Annotated in this window: 18 protein-coding genes; 3 read left to right on the forward strand and 15 right to left on the reverse strand. The window is 55.6% G+C overall.

Annotation, left to right across the window (positions count from 1 at the left end):
- Positions 1-151: 151 nt before the first annotated feature.
- Complete coding sequence (locus VY86_RS10020; protein WP_046974819.1) at positions 152-2,878, reverse strand: CHC2 zinc finger domain-containing protein; 2,727 nt, start codon at positions 2,876-2,878, stop codon at positions 152-154.
- A gap of 136 nt (positions 2,879-3,014) precedes the next feature.
- On the opposite strand from VY86_RS10020, the gene VY86_RS10025 reads away from it, so the two are divergent.
- The 3 genes from VY86_RS10025 (at position 3,015) to VY86_RS10035 (ending at position 3,957) form a co-directional block, all read left to right on the forward strand.
- Complete coding sequence (locus VY86_RS10025) at positions 3,015-3,347, forward strand: helix-turn-helix domain-containing protein (RefSeq protein ID WP_046976802.1); 333 nt, start codon at positions 3,015-3,017, stop codon at positions 3,345-3,347.
- A 77-nt stretch (positions 3,348-3,424) separates the two neighbouring features.
- Positions 3,425-3,745, forward strand: coding sequence for a SymE family type I addiction module toxin (locus VY86_RS10030; protein WP_046974820.1), 321 nt, complete (start codon positions 3,425-3,427; stop codon positions 3,743-3,745).
- A gap of 14 nt (positions 3,746-3,759) precedes the next feature.
- Positions 3,760-3,957: a DUF7706 family protein gene (locus VY86_RS10035; RefSeq protein WP_046974821.1), complete on the forward strand. Its 198-nt coding sequence runs from the start codon at positions 3,760-3,762 to the stop codon at positions 3,955-3,957.
- A gap of 66 nt (positions 3,958-4,023) precedes the next feature.
- On the opposite strand, the gene VY86_RS10040 is transcribed toward VY86_RS10035, so the two are convergent.
- The 14 genes from VY86_RS10040 to tagH form a co-directional block, all read right to left on the reverse strand.
- Positions 4,024-4,500 carry a hypothetical protein gene (locus tag VY86_RS10040; RefSeq protein WP_046974822.1) on the reverse strand — a complete coding sequence of 159 codons (477 nt, stop codon included), beginning with the start codon at positions 4,498-4,500 and terminating at the stop codon, positions 4,024-4,026.
- Positions 4,497-8,939 carry an RHS repeat-associated core domain-containing protein gene (locus VY86_RS10045; RefSeq protein ID WP_238591656.1) on the reverse strand — a complete coding sequence of 1,481 codons (4,443 nt, stop codon included), beginning with the start codon at positions 8,937-8,939 and terminating at the stop codon, positions 4,497-4,499. The genes VY86_RS10040 and VY86_RS10045 overlap by 4 nt, the downstream gene beginning before the upstream one ends.
- 18 nt (positions 8,940-8,957) lie before the next feature.
- The gene (locus tag VY86_RS10050) at positions 8,958-9,380 is read right to left on the reverse strand and encodes a DUF1795 domain-containing protein (protein ID WP_046974823.1); all 423 of its coding nucleotides are present in this window, start codon (positions 9,378-9,380) and stop codon (positions 8,958-8,960) included.
- 63 nt (positions 9,381-9,443) lie between these two features.
- Positions 9,444-11,279 (reverse strand): type VI secretion system Vgr family protein, encoded by a 1,836-nt coding sequence (locus tag VY86_RS10055; RefSeq protein ID WP_238591668.1) that lies wholly within the window; start codon positions 11,277-11,279, stop codon positions 9,444-9,446.
- Positions 11,280-11,360: 81 nt separating this feature from the next.
- Entirely contained in the window at positions 11,361-12,698 is a 1,338-nt protein-coding gene (locus VY86_RS10060; RefSeq protein ID WP_046974825.1) for a VasL domain-containing protein, read from the reverse strand.
- A gap of 58 nt (positions 12,699-12,756) precedes the next feature.
- Positions 12,757-16,302 (reverse strand): type VI secretion system membrane subunit TssM, encoded by a 3,546-nt coding sequence (gene tssM / locus VY86_RS10065; protein WP_046974834.1) that lies wholly within the window; start codon positions 16,300-16,302, stop codon positions 12,757-12,759.
- Entirely contained in the window at positions 16,299-17,726 is a 1,428-nt protein-coding gene (gene tssA, locus VY86_RS10070) for a type VI secretion system protein TssA (RefSeq protein WP_046974835.1), read from the reverse strand. The genes tssM and tssA overlap by 4 nt, the downstream gene beginning before the upstream one ends.
- A 4-nt stretch (positions 17,727-17,730) precedes the next feature.
- A complete protein-coding gene (vasI, locus tag VY86_RS10075) occupies positions 17,731-18,378 on the reverse strand; it encodes a type VI secretion system-associated protein VasI (RefSeq protein WP_046974836.1) in 648 nt (215 codons plus the stop codon).
- Positions 18,375-19,175 carry a helix-turn-helix domain-containing protein gene (locus VY86_RS10080; protein WP_046974837.1) on the reverse strand — a complete coding sequence of 267 codons (801 nt, stop codon included), beginning with the start codon at positions 19,173-19,175 and terminating at the stop codon, positions 18,375-18,377. Before VY86_RS10080 ends, vasI begins: the two co-directional genes overlap by 4 nt.
- Positions 19,172-21,811, reverse strand: a complete 2,640-nt coding sequence (gene tssH / locus VY86_RS10085) for a type VI secretion system ATPase TssH (protein WP_046974838.1) — start codon at positions 21,809-21,811, stop codon at positions 19,172-19,174. Before tssH ends, VY86_RS10080 begins: the two co-directional genes overlap by 4 nt.
- A 10-nt stretch (positions 21,812-21,821) precedes the next feature.
- Positions 21,822-22,592 (reverse strand): type IVB secretion system protein IcmH/DotU, encoded by a 771-nt coding sequence (gene icmH, locus VY86_RS10090; RefSeq protein ID WP_082111213.1) that lies wholly within the window; start codon positions 22,590-22,592, stop codon positions 21,822-21,824.
- On the reverse strand, positions 22,592-23,944 hold the full coding sequence (gene tssK / locus VY86_RS10095) for a type VI secretion system baseplate subunit TssK (protein ID WP_046974839.1): 1,353 nt from the start codon (positions 23,942-23,944) through the stop codon (positions 22,592-22,594). Before tssK ends, icmH begins: the two co-directional genes overlap by 1 nt.
- Before the next feature lie 2 nt (positions 23,945-23,946).
- A complete protein-coding gene (tssJ, locus tag VY86_RS10100) occupies positions 23,947-24,513 on the reverse strand; it encodes a type VI secretion system lipoprotein TssJ (protein WP_071881009.1) in 567 nt (188 codons plus the stop codon).
- Positions 24,513-25,799 (reverse strand): type VI secretion system-associated FHA domain protein TagH, encoded by a 1,287-nt coding sequence (gene tagH / locus VY86_RS10105; protein ID WP_046974840.1) that lies wholly within the window; start codon positions 25,797-25,799, stop codon positions 24,513-24,515. Before tagH ends, tssJ begins: the two co-directional genes overlap by 1 nt.
- Between the last annotated feature and the right edge of the window lie 2 nt (positions 25,800-25,801).

Below are 25,801 nucleotides of genomic sequence, written 5' to 3' on the forward strand. Positions count from 1 at the left end.
TTTTCCTTTACCCCGACCGGTTTAGCGTCGGGGCCTTGTATAGCCTGCATTTGGGTGGATTTATACTGCCCGACCAGCCCACGACCTGCACCCGACAGGCGTGCGACCGTCTGAGTGATAACCCCGACCGGATGGAATCATACGCCGACTTTTAGGGCGCTATCAGGCCGCACAGGTGCGCCGTGTCGTTATCTTCACCGTCGAACAGCAGTTCATAGACGAACGTCAGTCCGCGACGGTGCAACAGCAGGTATTCCATTTCGACCAGCCGTGACAGATGGATTTTTAGCTGGGTATCGCCCCATTGGATGGCGTCACGCAACAGTTTGCGGGTGAACAGCCACTCATGGCGCGGCTGCCCGCTGGCTTTTACCCAGGCTTGTATCAGCAGCAACAGTTTCCGGGTCTGGGGCGGCATCTCATCCAGTGTGCGGCCTAATATCTCGTGGGCCAGCCGGTTTGCTAAGCTAATATCGTCTTTAGTCACCTCGATATATTCAAGCCGTTTGCCCCGATGTTCCGCGGTCTTCACCTCGCGCTGGTGCTGATGCAGCAGGGCGATACTTTGTATCAGGGTGAGATATTTCATGTGGTCGCGTCGGGTGCGGGTTTTATCGCTCATGAACGTTAACTGTGAGGCATAAGGGTTAACCACATTCAGCGGGCGCAACAGCCGCTGGGCGTTTTGATGCAGGTCGGTGATATACGCCTTTTCATTCTCGGCCAGTAAGCCTGCCAGCGTCTGTTTATGGCGCTGTAAGGCGTGGATAGCTTCGGTCTGTTCCCGGGATTCGTTCACGGTTAGCACCAGACAGCGGTTTAGCAGCTCTTCATCGACATCTATTGCGGTGGTGGTGAGCATCAGCATCACCGGCCCTTTCACCGTGTACTGTTTGGTCACCAGATTCCCGCTGGCGTCATCTTTACCGGTGCTGGCAATGGTCAGTTCGCCATCACTTTGTAACAGCTTAAGCGCATAGGCGGCCTGCCGCACCCCTTCTTCTTCGGCTATCGCGAGTATCTTGTGTTGGAGATTGGTTTCCCCCAGATAGAACAGACTCTGGCCGGTCATGGCGCTGTATTGCAGGCGTTCCTCTGCCGGTATCAGATTGAGGACGGCATCCATCAGTGAGCTTTTTCCGGCTGCGCTGCTGCTTTGTATCAGCACGGCCAGCGGACGGTCCAGTTTGCGGCTGACGGCGGCTAAGTAACCGGCCAGCAGGTTAGTGCTTTCCCCCACCACGCCACAGGCGGCTAAATCAGCGGTGATTCGCTCACTCAGTTGCGGGTCTTGCAGCAGCGCCAGCGCCGCTGCCCGTTGGGCTTCACTGAGTTCAGGTTGAGATTGAGTGGCTGTCTGTTCACCGGCACGGGCCTGTTGACACTGTTCCAGTACCAGCAACACCTGTCCCAGCGCCCGGCGCAGGTCACCTTCGGCCAGCCCGAGTTCGGTGGCCGCCAGCCGCGCATACCCGCCCCGGCTGCGGGCGTTCATCATGTCCACGCTGTCGGCGAACATCACGCCGCTGTCGGTATCAATCACCTGCGCATTGACTTTCATGACTGCTGCCCCGGCTCTGACCTGAGCCAGCCCGCGAACACACCAGCGCAGCGGGCCCAGTGAGATGATAATTTCGCCGTTTGGCCCGGTCTCCCAGACGACTCCGGGCAAAGACAGCGGTTTTGTTGCCCGCTCAGCGGCTAAAGCAACAGGGGGTTCCGTTGCCGGGGACGGCGGCGCTGCCGGTGCGACCGGTGCTTCGGTATCGGTTTCCTGCGCCGGGTCATACATCGGCACCGCGCCATCCAGCAATAACCCGAATGCCGGTTCGGGCTCGGCGACCTGACACAGATAGCCGTTGGCATCCATGCCCTCGGGGAACACCACCCGGAACACGGTAATGCCGGTGGCGGTCAGGTCTGCGGCCAGTTTCACCGCCGCCTCATTGCCGGCGGGGTCATTATCGAAGGCAATCAGCACCTGCCTGACCTGATGCCGTTGCAGTGCCTGCCAGTGGTCGGGGGTAAAGCCATTGACGCCGTAGGCAGCGGTCACGTTACGGTATCCCGCCACCCAGAACGACATGGCATCGATTAATGATTCACACAGGATAAGCGATTTGGACGCTATCATGGCGGCTTCATTCCACACGCCGCGGTGCTCGCCGGGCAGGTAGAGATGTTTCGGGGTACCCGCCCGCAGGCGCTGGATGATTTTCCGGCCATAGATTTCCTGTACCTGCCCGTGGTTGTCGAGTACCGGTATCACGAGCGAGCCGCTAAAGTGTTCGTGACCTGACGCTCGCATCAGGCCCACCGCTTGCAACCGGGCCCGGATAGCGGCCCCGGTTTTCAGTTGTTTCTCCGGCAGCCGGTAAGCCAGAGTTCGGTTGGCAAAGCCGGGCTTAAAACCGGCGACTAATTCGGGATGATGTAACCGGCGTTTTTCCAGATAGGCCACGGCTTCCGTGGCGTTCAGCAGCGTATGATGGTAAAACTCCACCACCCGGCTGAGCAGCGCCTGCCGTCCGGCTTCGTCTTCGGCCAGTACGGTGGGTTCATTCGGCTGAACCAGCGGCGCGACAGCCGGATTATTCCCCAGCGTGCCGCGCAGGTGCTCTGCCGCCCGCCGCAGGCTCAGGCGTTCGGTTTTCATCACCCAGTCCAGCACTGAACCGCCAGTGTTGCAGCCAAAACAGTGATAGAGGTTTTTTTCCGGGCTGAGGACCATTGACGGGGTTTTCTCCTCATGGAACGGGCACAGCAGCACGTAATCTTTGCCGCGTTTAATCAGCTTGTGGCCCTGTTGTTCCGCCACGGCCACTAAGGAGACGGCTGTTTTCAGGTGCTGCAATTCTGCTTCCGGGATGCGTGCCATAAAAATGTTCCTTTTAAAACCTTGTCAATGCTCTATATAGATACTATTATATGTCCTATAAAGGTTATTTAGTCAAGTCTATTCGGAACAGGGGGAGATAATGGAAGCCATCACGACTGATAAAGGAACATTCTGGATGAGCTTTTCTGCCCGTTTTCTGCAACTGCGTAAGCAACAAGGACTGACTCAGCCCCAGATGGCTGACAAGGTGGGGATACATCTGACACAAGTTCGTCGCTATGAATCTGGTGAGGCTCAACCCTCTTTAGACATTCTTAAACGTATTGCTGTTACGTTTAATGTTTCGGCTGACTGGCTGATATTTGAGGAGGGCGAGCGGGAGCCGCAGGACGAACTTAAGCTCAAGTTTGAGGCGGTTAAACAGATGGATGAGGAAGAACGACGCTCTGTGACCTCAGTTTTGGATGCCATGATTTTAAAACATCAGGCAAAGCGGTTACTGAGCTGACTTGATTTAACGCGGCGCTGAGGTGCTACAACACCCCGGTGCCGCTCACCACAAGCAACTAATAAGGGTAGTTAATTATGGCTAAGGCGCATTCTAAAGCAGAAGCGGCGATAAATAAAGCTGTGAAAACAGAACGTTATTACACGGTGGGCTATGTGCCGAACGGGAACAGGGTTAGCAACGCCACCCCGGCGATACATCTGAAGGGGCAGTGGCTGAGACAGGCGGGATTTAATACTGGCGGCCAGATTACGGTGAAGGTGATGGACGGTTGTCTGGTGCTGATTCCAGAGAGTGAAGCCACGCAACAACAGCATCAGCAGTACCAGCGGCAACAGGCCCAACTGCGGGAGATTAAGCAGCAGATGCAGGCGCTGATAACCGGTTTTGCGGGTTAAGGGGAGAACATGAGATGACGATAGCGATTGAACATTTACAGGACATTCAGTTAACCCACCTTGAAGCGCTGGCCTTAGCCCAACTGGTTAAGCGGCTGAGCTGGGCGGAGATACGCGCCTGTGCCGTGAATGACGAGGAGGCGTATCAGATTAAGGATGCGATCTCTAAGCTCCAATCTGCTCTAGCGTACAGTGGGTATACCCCAAGATAGATCATAAATAAGGCCGGAAGATCACGGGGATCTTTCCGGCTTTACCAATTTTTATTTCTAATAGTATTAGTAAACTATTAGATTTCCATTAGGCCATTCCCCATCCCAGCCACAAGGGAGGTGACCACTTTCATATACTTCAATTAACTTTTCAAAGAATAGAGGTTTTTTCAATTTATCCTTATATGTGTCTTCTATTAAGTAATGGACGATATCCCAACTAACGCATTGAGATAAAATTAAAGTATCAAATCCATCTATATCGGGAATCTTTTTAACTACTTCTTTCTCAAGGAAATTTTTGGCATCTTTAGCTATATTGTTCCAATTTTGGAATACAATTGAATGATTTATTGCTAAAAAGCCAGATATATCATTGGCTGCTTCTAGTGTTACATCTTCCCATTCTGGAGCAGAAATATATTGATTTGCATCACTCGAACTTTTTACCATCTTAATGCCGGGTATATTTAATTGATTTCCTACATTAGAAAACCAATCTATAGACAAAAGCCTGTTTATTGAATGACTAGATATTTTCATGGTTTCACCTGATTTATTCTCCCTGGTATTCTAGGCACTTTCATACCACCAAGAGCACCATGCTGAATCCTATTTTGTATACTATACCTGATAGCTTGATTTACTTGACTAGCAGATAATCCTGCCGATTCTAAAGAATGTTTGACAGCTTGAGTATATTGAATGTTAGTTGGTCGTTGCCCAGTAAACTCGCCACCTCTTCTATACTTATTCCAGAACTGCTCTAGAGATTTATGAGCCTCATAATGAGGAGTGCCGGGTTGCGTAAAAGCATTACCTTTTAACTTAATTGCAGCACCACTATTGGTTGGAATTACCCCCCTATAAGCGGCATCTTGGTTTAAGTGATGAGATTGCCCTGGTTGAGGATCTTTTTTCAAGCTGCCATGAGGACCTAAGGCAGGATCACCAGATGGAAACTCACATTTCTTTGACGATAGCCCTAACGGATCGATCCAACCCGTCGGATTATGCGCGTAACTGTAAGGATTTACTCCTCCTGCTAACCCCAAAGGATCGGTGCTGAGGTAACAACCCCCTTCCGGTAAATAATACCTGAACCGGTTATAGAATAAACCACTTTCCTCATCAAACAGTTGCCCCGCGAACCGCAGGCCCGGATCCAGCGGCATGGCTTCCGGCAGCGCCAGGTTCAGCCCGTACAGCGACTGTTTCGGCTGCCGCCACACCCGCTTGCCGGCCGGGTCAAACAGCGCCAGCGGCTCACCGGTCGGCGCACTCACCGCATACTGCGTCTCAATCGCCCCCACCACCAGGTCCACCCGGTTGTCCAGATTGAGGGTAAACTGCTGCGTCTGCTGGGCCATCAGCTCCCAGCCGTCAAACACCAGATGGCGGATTATTTTCAGCCGCCCGTGCTGATATTCGCGGATTTCCGCCGGCACGTCGCCGTCCCACAGATACGTGGTCAGCTTACCGGTCTGGATACAGCGCTTTTCGGTGCGCCGCCCAAAAGCATCATAACGATATTCCCACCGGTGGCCGTCCGGAGTGATAAGGCCGGTCAGCTGGTTCTGGCTGTTCCAGCGGTATTTCGTCAGCGCCAGCCGGTGGCCTTCGGCTAAGAACTGTTTCTCTTTCAGGCGACCGGCCAGGTCGTAAACAAACCGGTGTGAACCCACCCAGTTCAGGCGGTGACCCGCCTGGTAGAGGGTTTCCCCCATAATCTCCTGCACCCCGTCGAACCGCCGGGCGGGGTAACCCGTTGCATCATATTGATAATGCTCGCGCAGGTTCTGCCCGTCACTGACCGAGACCACCTGGCCGTTGCCGTTAAGGCGGTAGCGCAGCTGCTGCCCGTCATCACTGGCCGCGGTCAGGTTCAGCGCGGCATCATAGTCATACTGGCGCGCCAGGCGGGCATAGGCCGGTTCGCTCATCTCCGCCAGTTCAGCCGGCCGGAAAAGGTGGGGGTTGCAGCCCGCCCGCTGTGCCGTCAGTAACCCCATCAGGTTATACTGCTGGCGCACAATGAAGCCGCTGTCGGTGTAACGACCGGTGTCCCGTCCCGCCTCATCCCGCGCCACTGTCAGGGGCGGCTGGTTGTCTAAGGTCAGCCCGGTCAGTTCCCCGGCCCGGTTAACCTGTATCCGGCTTTGCCAGTGTCCGGGCTGGGTTTGTCCGGCAAATCGTGACGGCCCGGCTGCCGGTGCGGTTTCTCCGGTGAACAGCTGCCGTTCGACGGTGCGGTTATCCGGGTAGTGACGCTGAATTTCCCCGTGCGGCTGGATTTCCCGCACTATCCGGTCCTGGTCGTCGTATTCAAACTGTAAGGTGCTGTCCGGGGCGTCAACCCGCCGCAGCCGTCCGGCGATATCATACTGGTAACGGGTGGTGCCCTCCGGGGTATGCAGGGCGGTGAGGCGCTGTGCCGCGTCATAGTCATAACGGGTGACGGTCTCTTCCCCGTCCCGCTTTTCAATGCAGTTCCCCGACAGGTCATAACGGTAGTGCCAGCGGGTGCCGGCGTAATCCTGCTCGGTGATAACCCGGCCCTCCGCATCCAGCGTGTAACTGTAGGTTTCCCCCATCGGGTTAATCACCTGCGTCAGTTGCAGGGTATCGGCATCATAGCGGTACTGCCAGCGATGGCCTTCGCCGTCCCGGCGGGCCACCGGCAGGTCAAACGGGCCGTATTCCACCTGCCAGGCCACCCCGCGCGCATCGGTCCAGCGGGTCAGGTTGCCGTGACGGTCATGGTCAAAATGTTCCGGGTGGTTGTCGGGCCGGTCGCTGACGGCCACCCGGTGATGCCGGTCGTAACGCCAGCGCCACAGTGCCCCGGCGGCGGTCAGGCTGCGCAGCCGGTCCTGGCTGTCATAGCCCAGGCTGACGGTGCGGTTCTCTTCATCAAACAGCCTGACCAGTCGCTGCCGGGTATCATATTCCCGGGTGCGGCGGTTGCCGTCCGTGTCTTCTTCCACGGTCACCAGCCCGAAGGCATTGCGGGTCAGGGTGGTTTTCCGGCCATCCGGGGCAATAAATCCGGCGGGCTGGCCCTGTTCATCATACAGTGGCAGCCAGGTCCGGTGCAGCGGGTCGGTCATGCCGGTCAGGCGCAGGTCGGTATCATAGCTGTATTGCCAGCGGGCGCCGGTTGCATCGGTGAAGGATGTCACCCGGCCGGTCTCGGCCAGGTAGGTCAGGGTCAGGGTTTCCCCCTGCGGTAATACCTGTTGGACCAGATTACCCCAGTCATCATAGTCATAGCGGGTCACACTGCCGCCGGGCGTGTGGATTTCCGTGACCTGCTGCTGGTCGTTGTAATGCCAGACGGTGGTGTGCCCCTGCGGGGTCGTGGCGCGGGTGAGGCCGGGGGCGTAGTCCAGGTGGACCGGGTAGAAGCCGCCGGCGCCCACGCTGTCGGTACAGCGCCCCTGTTTATCATAACGGTAATCCACCCAGGTCTGGTCACCGTCAGACCAGCGGCTTATCAGGCCCTGGGCGTTATATTCATAGTACAGGTGAAAATGCTGGGTGCTGTCGGCTTCGGCCAGCCGGCCATGGTCATGGTAGTGATACCGCGCCATCACCGCCTGTAAGCCGTCATCGGTCCGGAGGATCTCGGTCAGTTGCCCGTTCAGGTTATAACGCAGGGACAGGACCGGTCCGTCACTGTGAATCACCTGTGTCAGCTGATACTGCGCGTTGTAGATAAACCGCAGCCGGTTGTCATACCCATCCCGGTGTTCGGTCAGCAGCCAGCGCTGGGGCTCATCGGCGGAAGCCGGCACGGGCAGGGAAAAAGACTTGCGGACCGGGGAATCACGGTGGCGGAGGATATAGCCCTGCTCGCCGCGGCTGAGGGTGAAATCCGGGTGGTCCGGGTTGGTGCTGTGCGTATAAGCGGGCGGCAGGGCGAAGTAGAGTGACGCCCCTTCGGTGGTGCCGATGTCTACCCGGTCACCGGTGACCCGGGCGCATTCGGAGAAGCTGTCGGTCCAGTCCGGCCCCAGTAAGCCCTGTTCCCCGGGGGCCCAGCTGCGCAGAAACACCAGCGGCAGGGTCTGGCCGAGGGTGATATCGGTGCGCTGGTCGAAGAGCTGGCCGGTGGTGACGTCAATCGGGTCGCCGGTGAAGAATTTTTTGGTGCTTTCCCGGTAACGTTTCACCCCCCGGGTTTCTTTAAAGGCGGTTTTGGCGCAGGAAATCGTTTTACCCGAGGCGATTTTCCCGACATGCCGGGCCCCGGCTTTTGCCCCGTTCAGCACGGCCTGCCGGCCGGTTTGCGTGAACAGTTTACCCAGACCTTTTATGGCCCCCCGGGAGGGCGGCGCCAGAAACTCAACGGCCATCAGAAGGGCCCGTTCCCAGGCGGAGAACTCTTCGGCAATGGCTAAATAGGTGCCCTGACCGGAGCCGATGAACACGGTTTTGGCCCCGGCTTTGATGGTGGCGCCGCAGGCCAGTTTGTCATCTGTCCGGGCTGCCGGGGCGCCGTTGATAAACACGGTTTCACTGCCCTGGGCAATCAGCGGGGGTGCCGGGTGTTTATTGCAGCCGGCGGTATCGACGGTGGCCCGTGCCGCGGCTTTACCTTCAATAAACACATTGGGGGAGCCGGTCAGCAGTACCCCACTGGGCGGGCCGAGACTGTCCACCATTTTCGTGACCGCCGAACTGGCGGCGCTGATGACGTTACCCAGGGCCAGGGTACCGGCGGTGCCGAGTGCCAGGACCGCGACGGTGGCTAATCCGCCGGTGCCGACCACCACCGCGGCGGCCACGGCAAATACCGCGGCACTTATCAGCGCGCCGGTAATGGCCCCGGCCAGCGCCCCGAGGAAGCTGGCATGTTTAATCGGGTCGCCCTCCCGGGCCGCTGCCGGGCCGGGCGCGCCCGGTGGGGCTGCCACCGGGGCGGTATGTAACGCCCCGACCCGGGCAATCCGGGTGACGATGTCATCACTAAGTGACATGTTGCACCTCCTGTCAAATCAGCCGGCGGCCTGGAAGCTGTCGATAACGGCCAGCAACGCCTCGCGCTGACCGTCCGCAAAGGGGGCGGGGGAGGTCAGGTTGAAGGTCAGCAGCCGGGGGCCGCGGATTTGCAGCACCACGGTCTGGTACATGTCCCCTTCCGGGCTTGTCCACTGGTAATCCAGCCGGCGGGCGGGTTGCTGGCTCAGGGTGATTTCGCTGCGCTGGTGCTCCTGATAACCGGGCAGGTGCGTGCGGAACTGTGCCAGGGTCTGTTCATAATACGCGGTGTTATCCATACCGGCAGGGACGGGGGTGCGGCTGACCACCAGATTAATGCCGCTGTCATCCGGCAGCACGAAGACGTTCATGGATTCATCCCGCCAGCTGGCCGGGAGAGTCAGGGTGCCTTCATGCATCTGATACAGGGTGTTTGTCATGCTGTTTTTCCGTGATTGATTGAAATCATGTAGTTAAAGGTGTTGTTCATGGAGCAATACCGGTCAGTTGACATTGACCTGTTTGCCGTTGAGGGTGATAGTGGCGCCCTGAATGTTGATATTGCCGGCGCTGTCGATGGTGATGCTGCCGCCGGCGGTCGCAATCTCGATACCGCCGGCCCGGGAGTGTATCCGGATGTTATTTTTCACGTTCAGCAGGCTGTCTTGTTCTACGGTGATTTGCCGCAGGCCGGAGATGGCGCTGACTTCATTGCCGGTCACCTCTTTATGGCGATTTTTTCTGACGGAAAGTATCTGGTCATTGCCGATGCTTTCGGTGTGGTTGTGCATGACCCGGGTTTCGCGGTCATTGAGCACCACGGTGTTCATATCGCGCTGCGCATGCAACGCGAGCGCTTCACTGCCTTTGGCATCCTCAAAGCGCAGTTCGTTGTAACCGTCGCCCTTGTGGGTTTTCGAGCGGAAAGCCATCTGGGTTTTGCTGCCCGGCAAGGTGCCCGGCGGGAGGTTGCTGGCGTGATAGGTGCGGCCGGTGACAATCGGCTGGTCCGGGTCACCGTCGAGAAAGTCCACCACCACCTCCTGACCGATACGCGGAATAGCCAGCATGCCCCAGCCCTGGCCGGCCCACGGTTGCGTTACCCGTATCCAGCAGGAGCTGTGGTCGTCACTCCGGCCGTACCGGTCCCACAGGAATTGCAGCCGGATACGGCCGTATTGGTCGCAGAAGATTTCTTCCCCGGCCGGGCCGACGACTTTGGCAATCTGCGGGCCGTCCATCACCGGTTTGCGCCCCGGCCTCGGACGCCAGTGCTGATGCGCCGGGATAAAGGTGAACTGGTTGCTCATGACGGTGCCTGACTCGCCGCCGGCCTGTTCCAGTGCCTGCGGCTGGCGGCCGTTGTGAGCGACGCTGACCAGCTGCCAGAGCTGATTCAGGTCATCGCGGGGATGGCCGGTGAGGGTGAACAGGACCCCCGGCCGCATCGCGGCGTGGTTACTGTCGCCGTGGCCGGTCAGGGCGTCATTGCGCAGGGCTTCCAGCCGGTAGCGGGTGAAATCAGCGCCGTGCTGCTCGTCTTTGAAACGGCCGGGAAAATCGAAGTGTTCATAGCCGGTGTGCTGGAGAGGTTGTTCCCGCATATGGTGGCGGAACTCGGCGGCCCAGACCGGGTTTTTGAAGGTGTAATCCTTCAGTTCCACGGTGGCCGGCCGGACCTGAGCCTGCCGGGTCAGCGCGGTGACGCACAACTGCTGTGCCTGGGTTGCCTCGCCCGGGTGATAGGGCAGGACCGGGCCTTTGGCGAGGGCGCCCGCCACGTCGGCGAACACCAGGGTGTTCTTGTTGCCGGTGAACTCAAAGAAGTAAAACAGGCCTTCTTCGGCGGCCAGCCGGTGCAGGAAGTCAAAGTCGGTTTCCCGGTACTGGACGCAGAATTCCCGTTCCGGGTGCGGATGGCGCAGGCGGAACACCACATCGCGGACGCCGCTTTCTTTGAGCAGGGTGGTGAGAATGGTTTTGATATCCTGCTGCTGAAAAATCCGTGAATTCTGGCGCAGGGTGGTGCGCCACATATCGGGGCGGAGGGTCATCTCATAGCGGGTCTGATGTTTGCCGGTGTTGCCCTGAACAAAGCTGGCGACCATGCCGGTGACGGTGCGCTCGATTTTCCCTGCGCGCAGGATGGCGAGGGTGGCGCTGTTATCAAGGACCGCGGCGAAATCAATCGCCGGGTCGGCACTGGCTAAGCTGACGGTCAGCGTAAACGGGGTGGACAGGCTTTCACTGAGTGAAAACCCGGCGACGACAAAGGTGTGGGGCGGCAGGCCGCCGGCGGTGAGGGTGAACTGCAACCCGCCGGCGGGTTGCGCCGTCATCCGGTCAGCCAGGTGTTGGGCGATTTGCCCGGCGGATTTTTTCTGCAATGACATATAAGGGGTCCTTTTCTGGTTCTGAAGTTACGGCCGGTCTTTCTCAGGGCGCGCGGTCAGCCCGGCGTCTTTTTGCAGCGCATAGTAGCGACTGAGCAGGGCATTAAAGCGGTCGTCGGTCTTTTTTCTCAGCGCCGGTGAGACGGGATGTCCCTGTTCGACCGCCGCGGAGAACTGACGCAGCAACTCTTCCAGCGGCACGTCGCGGTTGTGGCTGGTCTGAATCTGATAAATCGCGGTTTTCAGGTAGGAGAGGGTGAAACTGCCGCGGTTGCGCTCCTGCGCCAGGATTTTGTCGGCTAATTGCTGGAGCTGATTTCGGGTCTGATGCCAGCTGCCCGGTCGCGGGGCGTTATCCAGCCGGACGGCCTGTAACTGTTGCCAGCGGGCGGTTTCTCGCTGCTGTTCGCGGTCCTGCGGCCAGGTTTTCTGTGCCATGTCGGTCAGCTGTTCGGCATGTTGCAGCACCACCAGCGGGGAGGTGTCCGCTAACCGGGTCAGCTGCTGTTCATAGTTTTGCAGGTCCGGCTGATACAGCCAGGCCAGTCTCGCGCCGTCCGGCGTACCGGTCAGGGCCGTGAGCTGGTGTTGCAGCGGTCGGTAAAGCCCCAGCCAGCTGCCGGTCAGGACCAGCGCGCCCAGCAGTACGCCCAGTCCAAAGCCCTGTAAGGCACTCATCCGGGGCGGCGGCTCAGGGAAACGGACCTGGACTTTGGGCTGATGGCTGTCGTAACCGGGGGCGTCGTCGGTTTCCGGTTCAGCCGGTTCCGGCTCGGCGTTAGCCAGGTAAACCAGCGGCGGCATCTGGACAGGCCTGGGCGCCGGTGTGGGCAGGATACGGGTATTTTCCAGTTTTTTGGCGGTGTTCTGGAAAAACCACAGCAGGTTTTCGACTTTGGGCAGGCGTTTTAAATCGGACTGCTGGAGCCGGTCAACTATCAGCTGTAAGGCCCGTTCGGCCCGGTAAATCAGGCGCCGGTCGCGGGCGGTGTAGTCGTGCTGGCGCAGGGCGTGGCCGCTGCGGGTGTTAAACCAGTCGAGCAGGTCGGTGCGTACCGCGGGTTGGGGCGGCCACAACTCATCCCACTGGCTGACCATCACGCCGGCCAGTAACTCACAGCCTTCGGTAAAGCCGGCCAGGCCGCTCAGTTGCATCCGGGCCAGGGTGTAGTAAATCGCGCTCTGTAAATCAACGCCGTGGGTGCGAAACAGCGTCAGGGCCAGGGATTCAATCAGCGGCCAGTTCACCGCCGGCTGAGACGGGTGGTTAATTTTGTTGATTTCTTCGCGTATTGCCGTGAACGCCGGCAGGTGCATCGGGTTACCGCCGGCACGGATAATCAGGTTTTCAGGGGGTTCACGCATGGCAGTTTATCCTTAACGCAGCCCCGCCGGCGCGGGGACAGGGCTTTTTTTATGTTCATCAGTAGAGGGTGTCAGGCAGGGTGAACTGGCTGAACAGACCGCCGGCAAACGGGTTGTCGGATTCATCCACGTAGATACGGTAGGTCATGTCACCGCCATCCACGCTGAACAGCACATCAAAGGAGTCCTGACGTACGTTGGTCAGTTTGCCGCTGTTAATCAGCCGCAGTTGGGCCCACGGGCCGGTGAAGCTGACGGCGCGTGGGGATTTGCCGCTGACGTCCGGTATCAGGGTGAGCTGACTTTCCACCCCGGCGCGCATGGAGTTGGGCCAGATTAAGTGCACGATGCTGCCGCGGCCGTGGGCGTAATCGAGTAACTGTCCATCGAGGTTAAGCAGGCTGCGGCGTTTGTTGCCGGTCAGGCTGAGGGGTTCAATGGCAAACTGGGTGCCCAGGCCGTTTTGCGCGGTGAAGAAGGTGTCGCGGATACGGTCAGCCCGGGTCAGCTGTTTCAGGACATCCGGGCGGATAAGCGGTTCACCGTCGGTGCCGTAGATTAAGTTGTTCTCGACAAACGGTTTGAGGTTCTGCTGATAGAAGGCATCCAGCGTGCCGCCCGGGCGGAAGAAGCGGTCAAATTCACTGAGCGGCACATCCTGGGTGGCTTCCGGGTTGAACGGATAGCGGCCGGCCAGGTAGGTCTGGTACTGTTTGACGACGTTTTCGCTCCATTCGACTTCCAGCGAGCTGACCGCGGCCATCATGACCACCCGCCACGCCTGTTCAGCCAGTTCACCGACCCAGCGGTTTAACGGTTCCGGCAGGGTTTTCGCCAGCTGCTGCACGTCGAAAATGGGGTCGCTGTTGTTCTGTTCCAGTCGCAGCTGGACGGCTTTCAGGGCGGCTTTACCCGGTACCGGGGCGTTCTGAATCGCCAGCAGGTAGCGGTGCAGCTCTATCAGTTTCTGATAAACGCCCTGTAGGGTGCTGTTTTTATCCCCGTATTCCACCAGCACGGCGGTTTCCGGGGCGAATTCCCGGTTGATGCGCACCCGCAGGCGATAATCCGGCGTGTCGCGTAACCGTTGCTGCTCTTTGGCCGGCAGCGTATGATTAATCACCGGCAGGCGGGTGTTGTCGCTGAGGATTTGTAATGCGCGGCTGAGGGGCTGTTCCCCGCTGATAACCTGCTCAATGGCGCCGATGGCCTGCGGGATATCGGTAAAATGACGGATATCCAGATTGTTCATGGCCCCGCGCCAGGTGGCGGTGTAGTCACCCAGGTACTGTTCGGTGATTTGGCGCTGGATTTCTTGCCGGTCGGTCTCGCTGTACTGCACGTTGTGCGACAGATTCAGCACCCAGCTGTCCATCACGGTCAGGTCAATCAGCGGGTCGTCCTGTTTGACGAAGTAGTTGTTCAGGCCGTTCATCGTCAGGAACTGCGGGATAATCAGCTGTTTGTCATTATTGGCGATAAAGATGCTGTCAAAGCTGGGGCCAATCTGGTCACGCAGGTTGAGCGGCGGCGGCAGTGAGTCCTGGGCTTTGATGCGCAGGGTCTGGTACACCCGCTGGTAAATGGAGAGCTGGCTCAGTTCTTGCTGGGCGTTCATCATCGGGCGTTGGTAAGGGGCAAAGCTGCTGATAGCCGCCGGGTTATCCGCCTCACGCGCCGCCCGCCAGTCCGTGTGGTCCAGCGCATAGTCGAGGTGGGTCAGCAACTGTTCCTGTACCTGACGCTGGCCGTTAAAGACCTGACTCCAGCGTTCGCGCATGTACTGTTCTACCAGTGATTTATTGCGGCCGCTGCGGTCTTCCAGCATCCGCATGATGCGCAGGACTTCGAGTTTCTCTTCACTGCCTTTGGCCGCCTGGTTCAGGTCATCCAGCAGGCCATTCATCAGCGCAGGCAGGAAGCGCTGGGACAGCAGTTGCAGGTAGGTGTTTTCAACATACGGGCCGACATCGGCGCCCTGGTACAGTCCCATATCCGCGAACAGCCCTTTCTGATGGTAATCCCCGTAGGCCAGCGTCGCTTCCCGGAGAGGGTTCAGCAGGGGCAACTGTAAGTTCCCGTTGCGGTCTTCCCCTTTGGGTGGGGGAATGGACAGGAAGGTTTTGGCCTGTGCCAGCACTTCTTCACCGGCCCGATAGTTCTTCTGATAGTTATCGTGCCAGCCTGCCCACAGCGCCAGGGCAACCGCGGCGCCGGTGGTGGAGAAGGCCAGGAGTTTGCGGCGGTTGCGGCTTAACCACAGGCGGTTTTCCGCCGCCAGATTGGGCTCGGCCAGCAACACGTCTTCAAACAGCGAGCGGGTGAAGTAGGGGGCGGTATCCGCCACCGGCCAGGTCGGAAAGGCCTGTGGCCCCAGGTGATACTGCACGGCGGCAGACTGGGTAAAGATGTCGTCCATCTGGCCGATTTGTCTGGACGAGGTGAGATAAACGCCGCGCAGTCCGGGCTGTGCCGGGCCGCCATTGTAGAGAATACCCTCCAGCAACTGGATCAGGTAACTGTGCAGTCCCTGTATCTGACGGGTGAAACTGAACAGCGGGCTGCGCTGGTTGATATCCACCTTGTTGAGCATCATGTCCGGCATCGCGGCATTGAGCTGCTGCATCCACTGGTGCCAGAACTGCGCCAGCTCAGTACGCCAGCGGTGCTCATCCTGCGCATTCAGGCTGAAGGTGACGCCCAGTATCTGTGTGCGTTGCGGCTTGTCCAGCGACTGGAACGCCGCACTGAATCCATGCAGCCGATCCAGTTTGGTCAGCACCAGATAGCAGGGGAGGGGGTTGTGCAGGGTTAACCGCAGATCTTGCAGGCGCAGATGGAGCGCAGCAATATACCGTTCGCGTTGCGCTTTGTTGTCGGTCAGTAAACGATGGGTGTCCACCGTCAGGATAATGCCGTTGAGGGGCTGGCGCTGACGGTTTTCGGTCAGCCAGGTGAGCAGGGATTGCCACAGGCGGGCGGGCAACTGGGGCTTGCCAGTGTCTGACGGCGATATCTGGTCGATAAGAAAGCCGTCCGGGTCAATGATGACGGCTTTTTCCCCCAGCCAGCAGCGCAGGTGCAGGGGGTGAGCCTCTTCCCCTTTAGGGCTGTCCGGGAGGGCAATGTCAGTCAGTTTGTAGCCTTCCTGAATCAGCGAGGTTTTGCCGCTGCCGGTATTGCCCAGCATCAGGTACCAGGGGCGCTGGTAGAGGTAATGCCAGGTGCCGAGATGGCGCTGTAACTGTGCTTTCCAGTGATTGAGGTAGCTGTCCTGATGGGTAATATCGGCCAGGACCGGATCGACCTCCCTTAACGCCACATCCAGTTTGAGTTTTTCGAGCTGACGCAGACGGCGCCAGATTTTGGTCCCGATAAAGCCCAGAGCCAGCAGGATAATAATGACAGTCGCCAGCCCGCGGGCGGAGAGATTTTCCAGCGGGTGGGTTTGTCTGAACTGCCAGCCGGGGCCCCACCCCCATATCCAGATGAGGGCAATACAGGGCAGGAGGGCCAGTATCAGCGAGGCGGTGGCTTTGAGCGGCGGCAGGCGCGGCATCGCCGGTTTTTTGATATTTTTCAGAAGAAGAGAGAGCCAGTTCATGGGTTAACGCTCCTGTTGGTCATCGTATCCTTTGAGACGGCGGTCATGGCGGCTTTTTCTGCCAGTGCCGCCAGCAGGCCGGGCTCCCAATGGGTGAGTGACAGGTGTTGTCCTGCCTGTAACAGATGCCGGTAATGTTGTTGCGCCAGGGCCGTCATGCCCGCCTGTTCAAGCAACTGTGCCGTGAGCAGCTGACCGTAGAATTGATCCCGGGGTTCGGTCAGTTGTTGCTGGTGCTGTTCTGCCGCGTTGAGGGCGGCCTCCAGTCCGTGCTGCCGGAAACATTGCCAGATAGCTTCCTGATCCGGTGTTGCGCCGCCGTTAACGGCCGCCGTCGCCGGCGGTTGCAGCCAGTTCAGGGTTGAGGATGAGATAAACGGACTCCTGTCGGAAAAATAGAGGGTTTGTAAAACCGGCAGGCGGTCAAGAAAGGCGTTCAGTTCATCACGGATGGCCCCGGCGACGGCGGCATAGCCGAGTTTTTCGGCAGCCTGAGCCGCGATAGCGTGGCCGTCAAGCCAGTAGGGGGCGAGGGTCAGGCTCTGTTCTATCTGTCGCAGCAGGGATTTATCGGCCGTGGGCAGTTTTGCCAGATAATCCGCGGTCCGGTCTGCCGAAGTGGGCGCCAGTGGGGTTTTGCCTTCACTGTTGGCCATCGGTGCGGTGGTCAGTGTGTGCCAGATGGCATAACGGCGCAGACGGTAACCCGTGGTGGTGTCGGGCTGGCGTTCGCACAGGAGATCAGCAACGGTGAGTAAGGTTTGTTTCCAGGCTTTTTCACTGGAGCTGTCTACCGCGATATCCGGTGCCGGTGTCAGCGCTGAGGTGCCCGCGGGTTGTGCGGCGGTTTCTGTTGATTCAACCGGTGCGGCGACGGGTTTTGGCGCGGGTTTGCGGGCATAGCGGGGGCGTAGCTGGTCGATCTCTTTAGCCAGTGCAGGTTCATCGGTATGCCAGCATTGCGCCAGATGGGCCAGTGCGCCTTGCGCTGCTTCTCGCTGAGCTTCATTAGCCTGTTCGCAGAAACCTGCATGAGCAGTGTCAAAACGTTTAATGACCTGTTGTGCCAGGCGACGTTTGAGCAGGGGTTTTTGCGGCCAGGCGGTCTGCCAGTAATGCTGGATATAATCGGCCAGCAGCTCCATTGCCAGTATCAGTTCAGCGGGATTGCTGCTGTGTTGCAATGTGCGCAATAAATGAACCATCAGCCTGAAATCTTTGCTTTTTTCGCTGAACAGTTGCAGCGCCTGACGCTGGATCTCTTCAATGTCGAGGGTGGAATGGGCCAGTGATCCCAGCTTAACCATTTCCCCGTCAATATATTCCCAGGCGGGTTCGTTTTCATCCAGCTCCTTGCCAATCAGTTCATCCGATAAGGGGGTCAGCAGGAGTGCCTGCCAGTCAAATTGTTTCCTGATATCCATGGGATCACCAACGACAGGCGGTGCGTAAAGGTTTCACCGCCTGTTCCAGTTGAGAAATGTTGAATGTTATCTGACTTCCGTTGTCAGTTTTGATGGTCAGGGTGTGGCCTGTCATCAGTCGTTTAAGTTGTTCAATACCTGGTAGCCCACGGCTGGATTCCAGCAGATAGCCATTTTCGCGTAAGAACCAGTCGGCGCTGAATTGGGTTATGTCAGTCGAAATCATCACCGTGCCGCTGTCTTGTGGTTTAGCCAGGGCGACCTGTATCCGGGTGATGCTATCGATACAACTTAGCATCAGTACCGGCCGTGGTGGCAGTGCGCCGATCGCGGGCGTGGTGAGTATGACGCGGTTCGGTATTCCCTCGGATTGGGTAGTGATAAAACCGGTTGAATGATCAGTTCGTTTCATTTCCTGTTCCATTGCCTGTCTCCAGGCCGGACCGGTTTTTTCTAACGGGATAACGGCAATGTTATCCACTTTATCCAATAGACGGTCATAGCAATCGAGTCTGATCAGCGGTGAAGGTTCTGAACGACATTGCAATAAGGCCGATAATGGAGGCTCTGTTGTGGTTTCCTGAGCTGGTTGAATATCAGGCGTGCCCGTCAGAGAGGCGATTAATGAACTGACAAGTAACAAGAAGCTCATAATTTACACCTGTATTTCGCCAGCTTATAAGTCAATGTGCGGGGAGCAATTCCCAGGCTTTCAGCAATTTGTTTGGTGTTGTTGCCGTAAACATGCTGGCGTTGTATCAGCACCGCACATTCAAACTCTTCGATTGCCTGAGGCAGGTTGTCAATTTTGCTGTAATCGTGAGAGACGCTGGCCGATGTTTTGTTTTCTGCTGTGGTGCTCAATGAAGCCAATAATTCATCAAGCTGTTTCTCTTTTTGGCGCTGGGTCTGGAAGACCTGGCGGATCTGGCGCAGTTGTTCACGCAGTTGTTCCAATTCCTGCAATCTTTTTAGCCGGTGCTGCATCACATAGCAGTAGATGTAAAACATGTTGCTATCGTCAGCAAAGCGACTGACATTTTCGGCGAAAACAGCAATGACACCACATGCTTGTCCGTTGCAGTTAAACAGCGGGATGGCATGCAGACCACAGCGGTGGGGAAGCTCTTCTACAAAGGTGCGAAAGTTTTGATTGTCTACCCGTACTCCTTGATTGAGTGACCCCCAGGTTGTGGGGGTTCCTTTGTACAGGATTTGTACCAACGGATGGTTGATATCGCCAATATTGACGTCCAGTTGCAGAGCGCTTATTTGGTTTGGCGCTGGCAGCCGGTAGCATTCAAGGCGGTTTTCATTCACGTTAAGCAGAGAGACCAGCAAGGCGTCAAAACGCTGGCGTTGGTGATTCACCTGAAGAAAGTGGTGAACCAGCTGCTCAATAGAGTCATTTTCCAATAACGCTAATGCGCTTTTCAGCCGTTGTTTCATGGTATCTCCTCAACCGCCGCGTTGAATTCATGTGCATCAACGGTTAGCTGGATAGTACTGATCTGTTTTCCTGAAGCCATTTTTTGCAGCAGCAGCAGGGATAGTGGCGGCAACAAAGCGCCATCAATGATCGATTCCAGCATACGTGCGCCGTTTTCAGCTCGGGTTGCTCGTTGCAGTATCTCTTCAATAACCTCGTCACTGATGGTGACTTCGGCATTGAAACGTTGGCGTAATAGGTTATCGAGGCGGGTCAGTTTGCCCTGGATAATGGTTTTCAGGGTGTCGTATCCCAACGGCAGATAAGGCACCACTTCCATTCGCGCCAGTAGTGCCGGTTTGAAGAAAGCCGCCAGTTCAGGGTAGAGCAGGTCGTTCATCTCTTCCGGTTTATCAGCGTTATCAACAATGGTTTGATAGCCCAGGTTGGAGGTCAGGAAGAAGACCACGTTTTTGCAATCAATCACCCGGCCTTCACCATCGGCCAGTTCACCTTTGTCGAATGCCTGATAGAACAGGTTCAGTACGTCAGGATGGGCTTTTTCCACTTCATCAAGCAGGACAACGGAGTAAGGTTTTTGGCGAATAGCTTCGGTGAGTACGCCACCTTCGCCATATCCCACATAGCCGGGAGGTGAGCCAATCAAGCGGGAAACGGTGTGTTTTTCCTGAAATTCAGACATATTAATGGTGGTCAGGTATTGACGGCCTCCGAACATTAATTCCGCAATTTGTAAAACGGTTTCGGTTTTACCAACACCGCTTGGCCCTACCAACAGAAAGGCGCCCAGAGGGCGACCGGGGCGACGCAGGTCGGCTCTGGCTGTCAGCAGATGTTGATGCAGACATTTGATGGCGAGATCCTGCCCTTTGATGCTTTGTCCCAGATGGATTGGCAGTTCAGTGACAACAGAGAGTTCACTTTGTGAAAGACGATTAAGTGGTACGCCGGTCCATTCAGCGATAACCGCCGCAATCTGGTCTTTATTCACATGAGGAGAAACCAGTGTCTGTTGTTGCTGTAACTGCTCCAGCTGTTGATTAAGTTCAGCCAGTTTAGTAATCAGCTCTTCGGTTGTTACCTCTGAAGATGTTGCGCTCTTTTCTGTTTCATCAGTTGTTTCATCCGTTAACAGCTGACGGCGCAGTTCAATAATTTGCTGAACCAGTTGCTGTTGTTGCTGCCAACTGGTTTCCAGTTCAGTTAGTTTTTCCGCTATTTCTTGCTGTTGCTGCTGTAGTTCATCCAGTCTGTCAGTATGTTGGTTCAACCCCATCCGTTGTTCCCTTGCCAGAACATCTGATTCCATTTGCTGCTGGTGGAGCTGGTTTTTCAGTGCAGAAATCTGACGCGGCGGAGAGGTCAGATTGATGGCGACACGTGCACACGCGGTATCCAGTACGTCAATCGCTTTGTCCGGTAACTGGCGACCGGAGAGGTAACGGTCACTTAATACCGCAGAGGCTTTCAATGCTTCGTCATCGATCAATACGCCATGAGACTGTTCATAGATTGCCCGCAGGCCACGCATAATAATAGTGGCTTCTTCCGCTGTCGGTTCGGCCACTTTGACCAGTTGAAAACGGCGGGAGAGGGCCGCGTCTTTTTCGAAATATTTTTTGTATTCGCCCCAAGTGGTTGCGGCGATAGTTTTTAGTTCACCACGCGCCAGAGCGGGTTTCAGCAGGTTGGAGATATCCAGCCCGCCCTGTTGGTTGCCTGCGCCAATTAGTGTGTGGGCTTCATCGATGAACAAAATAACTGGTACGGATGATTGGCTGATTTCACTCATGATGCCTTTGAATCGTTTTTCAAATTCACCTTTTACCGCAGCTCCCGCCTGTAATGCGCCCAGATCCAGCGTCATCAGTTCACTGTTGCGCAATTTTTCTGGTACCTGATTGTCGATAATGCGCAAAGCTAGCCCTTCAATCAGTGCACTTTTACCCACGCCCGCTTCACCCACCACAATTGGGTTATTTTTACGGCGACGGCAGAGAATATCGATCATCAGGTCGATTTCAGTGTCGCGGCACAGAACCGGATCGAGTTTTCCCTGACGAGCCTGTTCTGTCATATTCTGAGTAAAGCGGGCGAGCAGGCTGTCACTGTTGGCGGCGGTTTTGCCTTGTCCGTTTTTATCGTTCTCCACAATAGGTTGTTCGGCAGAGCCGGCAGTCCATTGTGTGAAATTTTGACGCAGCAATTCGCGGTTTATTCCCGATAGAAGACGAGCGGATTGCGGTGTCAGGTAGCGCAACGGGCTGAACAGCAATGTCATCAGCATGACACCGCTGCGTAATTCTTGATGCTGCATTTCGGTTGATGCTAACAGCCAGCTATCCTGTAACCACTCCACCAGCATCGGGGAGAAGTTGGGGTAGGCTTGAACCATCGTTTGGTGGTGAGGGATCATTTGATCGAGCTGTTCTTTCAGCAAGTCACTGTCCACCTCGGCTTGATTGAAGATCGCTCTGACATCACTGAGAGGTGTGTTGATCATTTGCAGCAGTAGCTGAGAGACAGTGATCTCAGGTTGCTGCTGGCTGACACACTGTGCCGCCGCCGTTTCCAGAGCGTGCCGGGTCATCGGATTTAAACGGTTAACTAATGTGGGTAGATCAATCTGGATCATCGGTTCTTTCCTAGCTCAGTAAATTATTTAGCTGTTGTAAGATGTTCTCGGTCTGGCTGTGCAGCCGGATAGCATAGAAGCCATAAACCACGGCGAGCAGTGCAGTACCGCTCCAGAACAGGTGTTTGATGGTCAGACGTTTACCCAGTCGGTAGCGGCCATCACGCTTGTTAGCGTTACTGTGCAGAATGGTTGCTGGCGCTTCTCCCCGCAGTGTGTGCAGTTGTTGGTGTAACCGGCGGAATAAATGTTCAAAATCATCACCTTTCTGCGAAGCCACTTTGTAGCGGCCACGGTAGCCAAGGCAGAAGCAGAGATAGATAAATTCCAGCAGATGCTGATAGCGCTTAGGTTCACCCATTAAACGCTCCAGCAACTGAAAGACCTTTTCACCACCCCAGGTTTCATTGTGAAATCTCACCAGCAGTGATTGTTGTAACCACTCATTTTTGCTGTTCCAGCCATGCCCCAGTGCAGTTTCGTCAATGAAGGTACAGAGCATGTAGCGGAAAGAGACAATTGCGCCCGGTTCATAACCTTTAGTTTGCAGAAATTGTTCGATTGCCTGAATATCGGTCACGACCTGTTGGTAAAGCTGGTCCGGCAACGGTTGATCACCCATGTCTTTCAGACGCATCACCATGCCAAGCAGCGGTGTGGCGGCATCAATCATCGGGTTCAAGCTTTCTCCACGCAGCGGTAACTGATACTGACGATGCGAAACAGCATCAGTGACTTCCGGCGTTAGAGCCGGGTTGTCATTAATGGCTTCGGTTTTCATTAGTCACTCCCATTGCTGACTGCCCAGAATTGCATGTCTAATCCAGGGAAGTCCCCCGAGACATGGAAGGCAATGGTGGTGCCTTTCAGAATCTCTTGCCACGCCGTGCCTTGTTGATCAAAACGGAAATAGGTGTAGCCGGCGTGATAAGGCAACTGACGTGGAGCCGCAGGAAGTGCGACCAGTCCTACGCCAGGCAACTGGACGCTGACCCTTTCGCGGATTTTTTCCAACGATGTGACTTTAGTTTGCTGAGGGAATTGGCGGAGTAATTGATCCTGTGGCATCTGTGCGCGGATTGCCAGAATGAAATCCGCTTTGGTCAATACATCACGATCATAAATGTTTGCCACTTGGATACCATTTGATTGATTTTGTAGTTTAATTGGGATCGCGCGCGGGGTCAGGACAACACCCAGTGCTTCGCGCATGGGGATCATGGTTTCCTTGAATGTCTTCGTGAGATTGTCATGAGTGTAATCCGGTACAATGCCAACCTGACGCGATGCAGCCGTGAATGTTCTTAGTTCACCACAGGTTTGGATCAATTGAGTGAAAAAATCTTGTGGGTGCAGAATGGATTGTCTGGCGTAGTGGGTAAACCATGGCTGAACCCGGTTAACTAACTGGAGCATCATAAATTCAGCAACATCAGCTACTCCTTGCTGACTAGGTGAACCAATCCGATCAGAGAGTGATCTACCTCGTTCTATCAGTGCCATATTCACTTCATCCATGTAGATTTTTAACCGGCTGGAAACATTGATGGATGTACAGGTTGGCACGAATTCTTCATCCAGTATGAGAGTCCCAGTCGGCAACTTTTCTATTATCTGGCATAACGGTAGCAAAGAGAACGCGCTGAGATCCTCTGAGCCCTGTTTCAAAACCGGTGTCAGTTGTGCCAGCATGAGCTGGCTGACATCACCGCCATCAGTATGCAGGTCACGGATATCCGCCGTATGTTCACGGTAGCGTACAGCCCCGGCCTGATCGGATTCCGAATGGGAGATTTCATTGAGGGTGTCGTTGGCTATTGGTAGTGCCAGGTAGATACTTTTGCTGTTGCTATCGTGCAGATTCTCTACATCAAGTGGCTGAGGCGTGACATCCTGATGCGGAATAGAAAACACGGTGCCATCCGGCATGATACCGCTGGCTTCAGTGATACCGATACGCCCCAGAGCGAGAAGATCCTTGTCAATAGTCAGGGAACTGAAACCGTAACCGTAACTGGTTAAGGTTGCCAGGCGGCTGTGAGCCAGATAGTCATTATGTTTTTGTTGCTGCTGAAAGTGTTGTGGCTTGATAAATAATCCTTCGCGCCAAATTACCCGATTTTTACCTGACATAATTATTGCTCCTCTTTTCTAAGTTCAACTTCGTTCGCTCTGATGTGCACCAAGATGTGGTATTGCTGCCCTGTGTCTTTTACTTTGATCACTTTTTTCCATTCAGATTGATTGATATCGGCATAACGAACGATGACGCCGATGTAACGGCTATTTTTTTCCAGTGGGATGACTGGCAACGGTTTGTACTGCCCCGGCAATAAGGTGTAATCCTGATGGTCGATGTAATTTTTCCCCAGCGCTTTATCCAGTTTGTCGCTCTCAAGCTGATCATAATCAGCGGCAAGCAGACGGGAATCTTCACTGAGATAGATCAGATGCATTTCAACCGGTGTGGGTTCGCCATTTTTGTTGGGATTGATATCAGGCTCTGCCAGCAAAGTGATCGCCGCGGTGGAAGGTAAATCCGCAGGTTGACCGACCGGGGTCGATGGGTCCCAGACAACCTGTCCGACTTTCTTCGTAGCCTGCCATGCACCGCTGCAACCGCTTAACATCAGCGCTGCCAGCAATACAAGCCATAAGGTGTGATTACTGAACCATGAGGTATTACCGCCGGAGCGTTTCATTACTGGCTATCCTCTAAACCCTGACGCAGAGCGCGGTCATAAGCTTGTTCATAGACTTCACTAAACAGTTTTTCGAATCCTTGCTGGCGGCTGGAAGCCAGTTCGCGGTAGTAACTGGTGTACATTTCCCACGCCCAGGTTGCGTCTTTCTCCTGCGTCTCATGACTGCGACGGTATTGAGCGAAACGGTTGAGCAGGTGTGCCGGTGAGAAAGCATCCAACATGGTGTTCAATGCGGCAGTGATCGCGATCCGGTTAGCCTGATAGTGCAGTTGCAGGTTGTGCAGGCTCTCAGCGACGGCGGATGGCGCAGAGAGATGTACCGGGCTTTTTTGATCCGCGAACATCACCTGCATGGTGGTGTCGTAATCCATATTGAGCCGCAGTGGGTTGTCTTCGATAGGGCGTAGTTGCTTATCACGCAGACCATGCTGTGCACGTTGCAATGCCAGTAAGCCTTCAATCGCCGCTTTCATGGTTTTACCCATTTCTTCCAGAAAGTCGTTGGCCTGTTGGCTGTTATGCAAAGGTAATTGTGTGCTCAATCCTCGCATCAATGGTGTGATAGCGATGTGCTGCTGTTCCATGTCCTGATATTGTTCACTTAAAGGTGAAGAGATACTCGGTAAATCAACAAAATCCCGATCCATAGCATTGCCTCTGTTGTCTGAGAGGGGAGAGAAGAATAATGGGGCGTTGTAATGGCCTTGTTGCAGGCTCTGGTTTATTTCATTACTCACTGGGGTTTGGTCCAGTGTGGTCAGATTTTCGCTGTCGAGAACCTTAAGTGGGTCATGGCTAAAATCGTGGTTAATCGTTGGCGCCAAAGAACGATGATCGGTGAAAGTGGTATCTTGGGCTGGGTCTTTTTCCATCATGGCATCCAGTGGATTGCTATAGCTGGAGACGAGTGATTCCGGTGATACCATCATGGGATCAATCCGATCTGCGTCGGAAAAACTGATATGGCTTTTGATCACCAATTTGCCGACAGTAATTTCATCTCCTTGTTGCAATCGGATGAAGCCGGTACCCGAGGTCAGTGGTGATTGATTCACAAACAGAGGCCCGGCGATCATTTGCAGACAAAATGCGCCATCACGCCACTGAATAGTAAATTGTGATGGATTGATATTGCCTTTCTGATCCTGAATAGACCAAAGATGGCTTTCGCTGCTGCCGACGGTGCCGCCTTGAGTGGAGAACAGGCAACTGGCAGATTTGCCGCTTTCCAGTTGATCGCTGTTGATCACGCGTAATGAAAGGGTTGGCTGTTGTTTTTCCATCG

This window comes from Photorhabdus thracensis, assembly GCF_001010285.1.
Classification (GTDB): Bacteria; Pseudomonadota; Gammaproteobacteria; order Enterobacterales; family Enterobacteriaceae; genus Photorhabdus; species Photorhabdus temperata.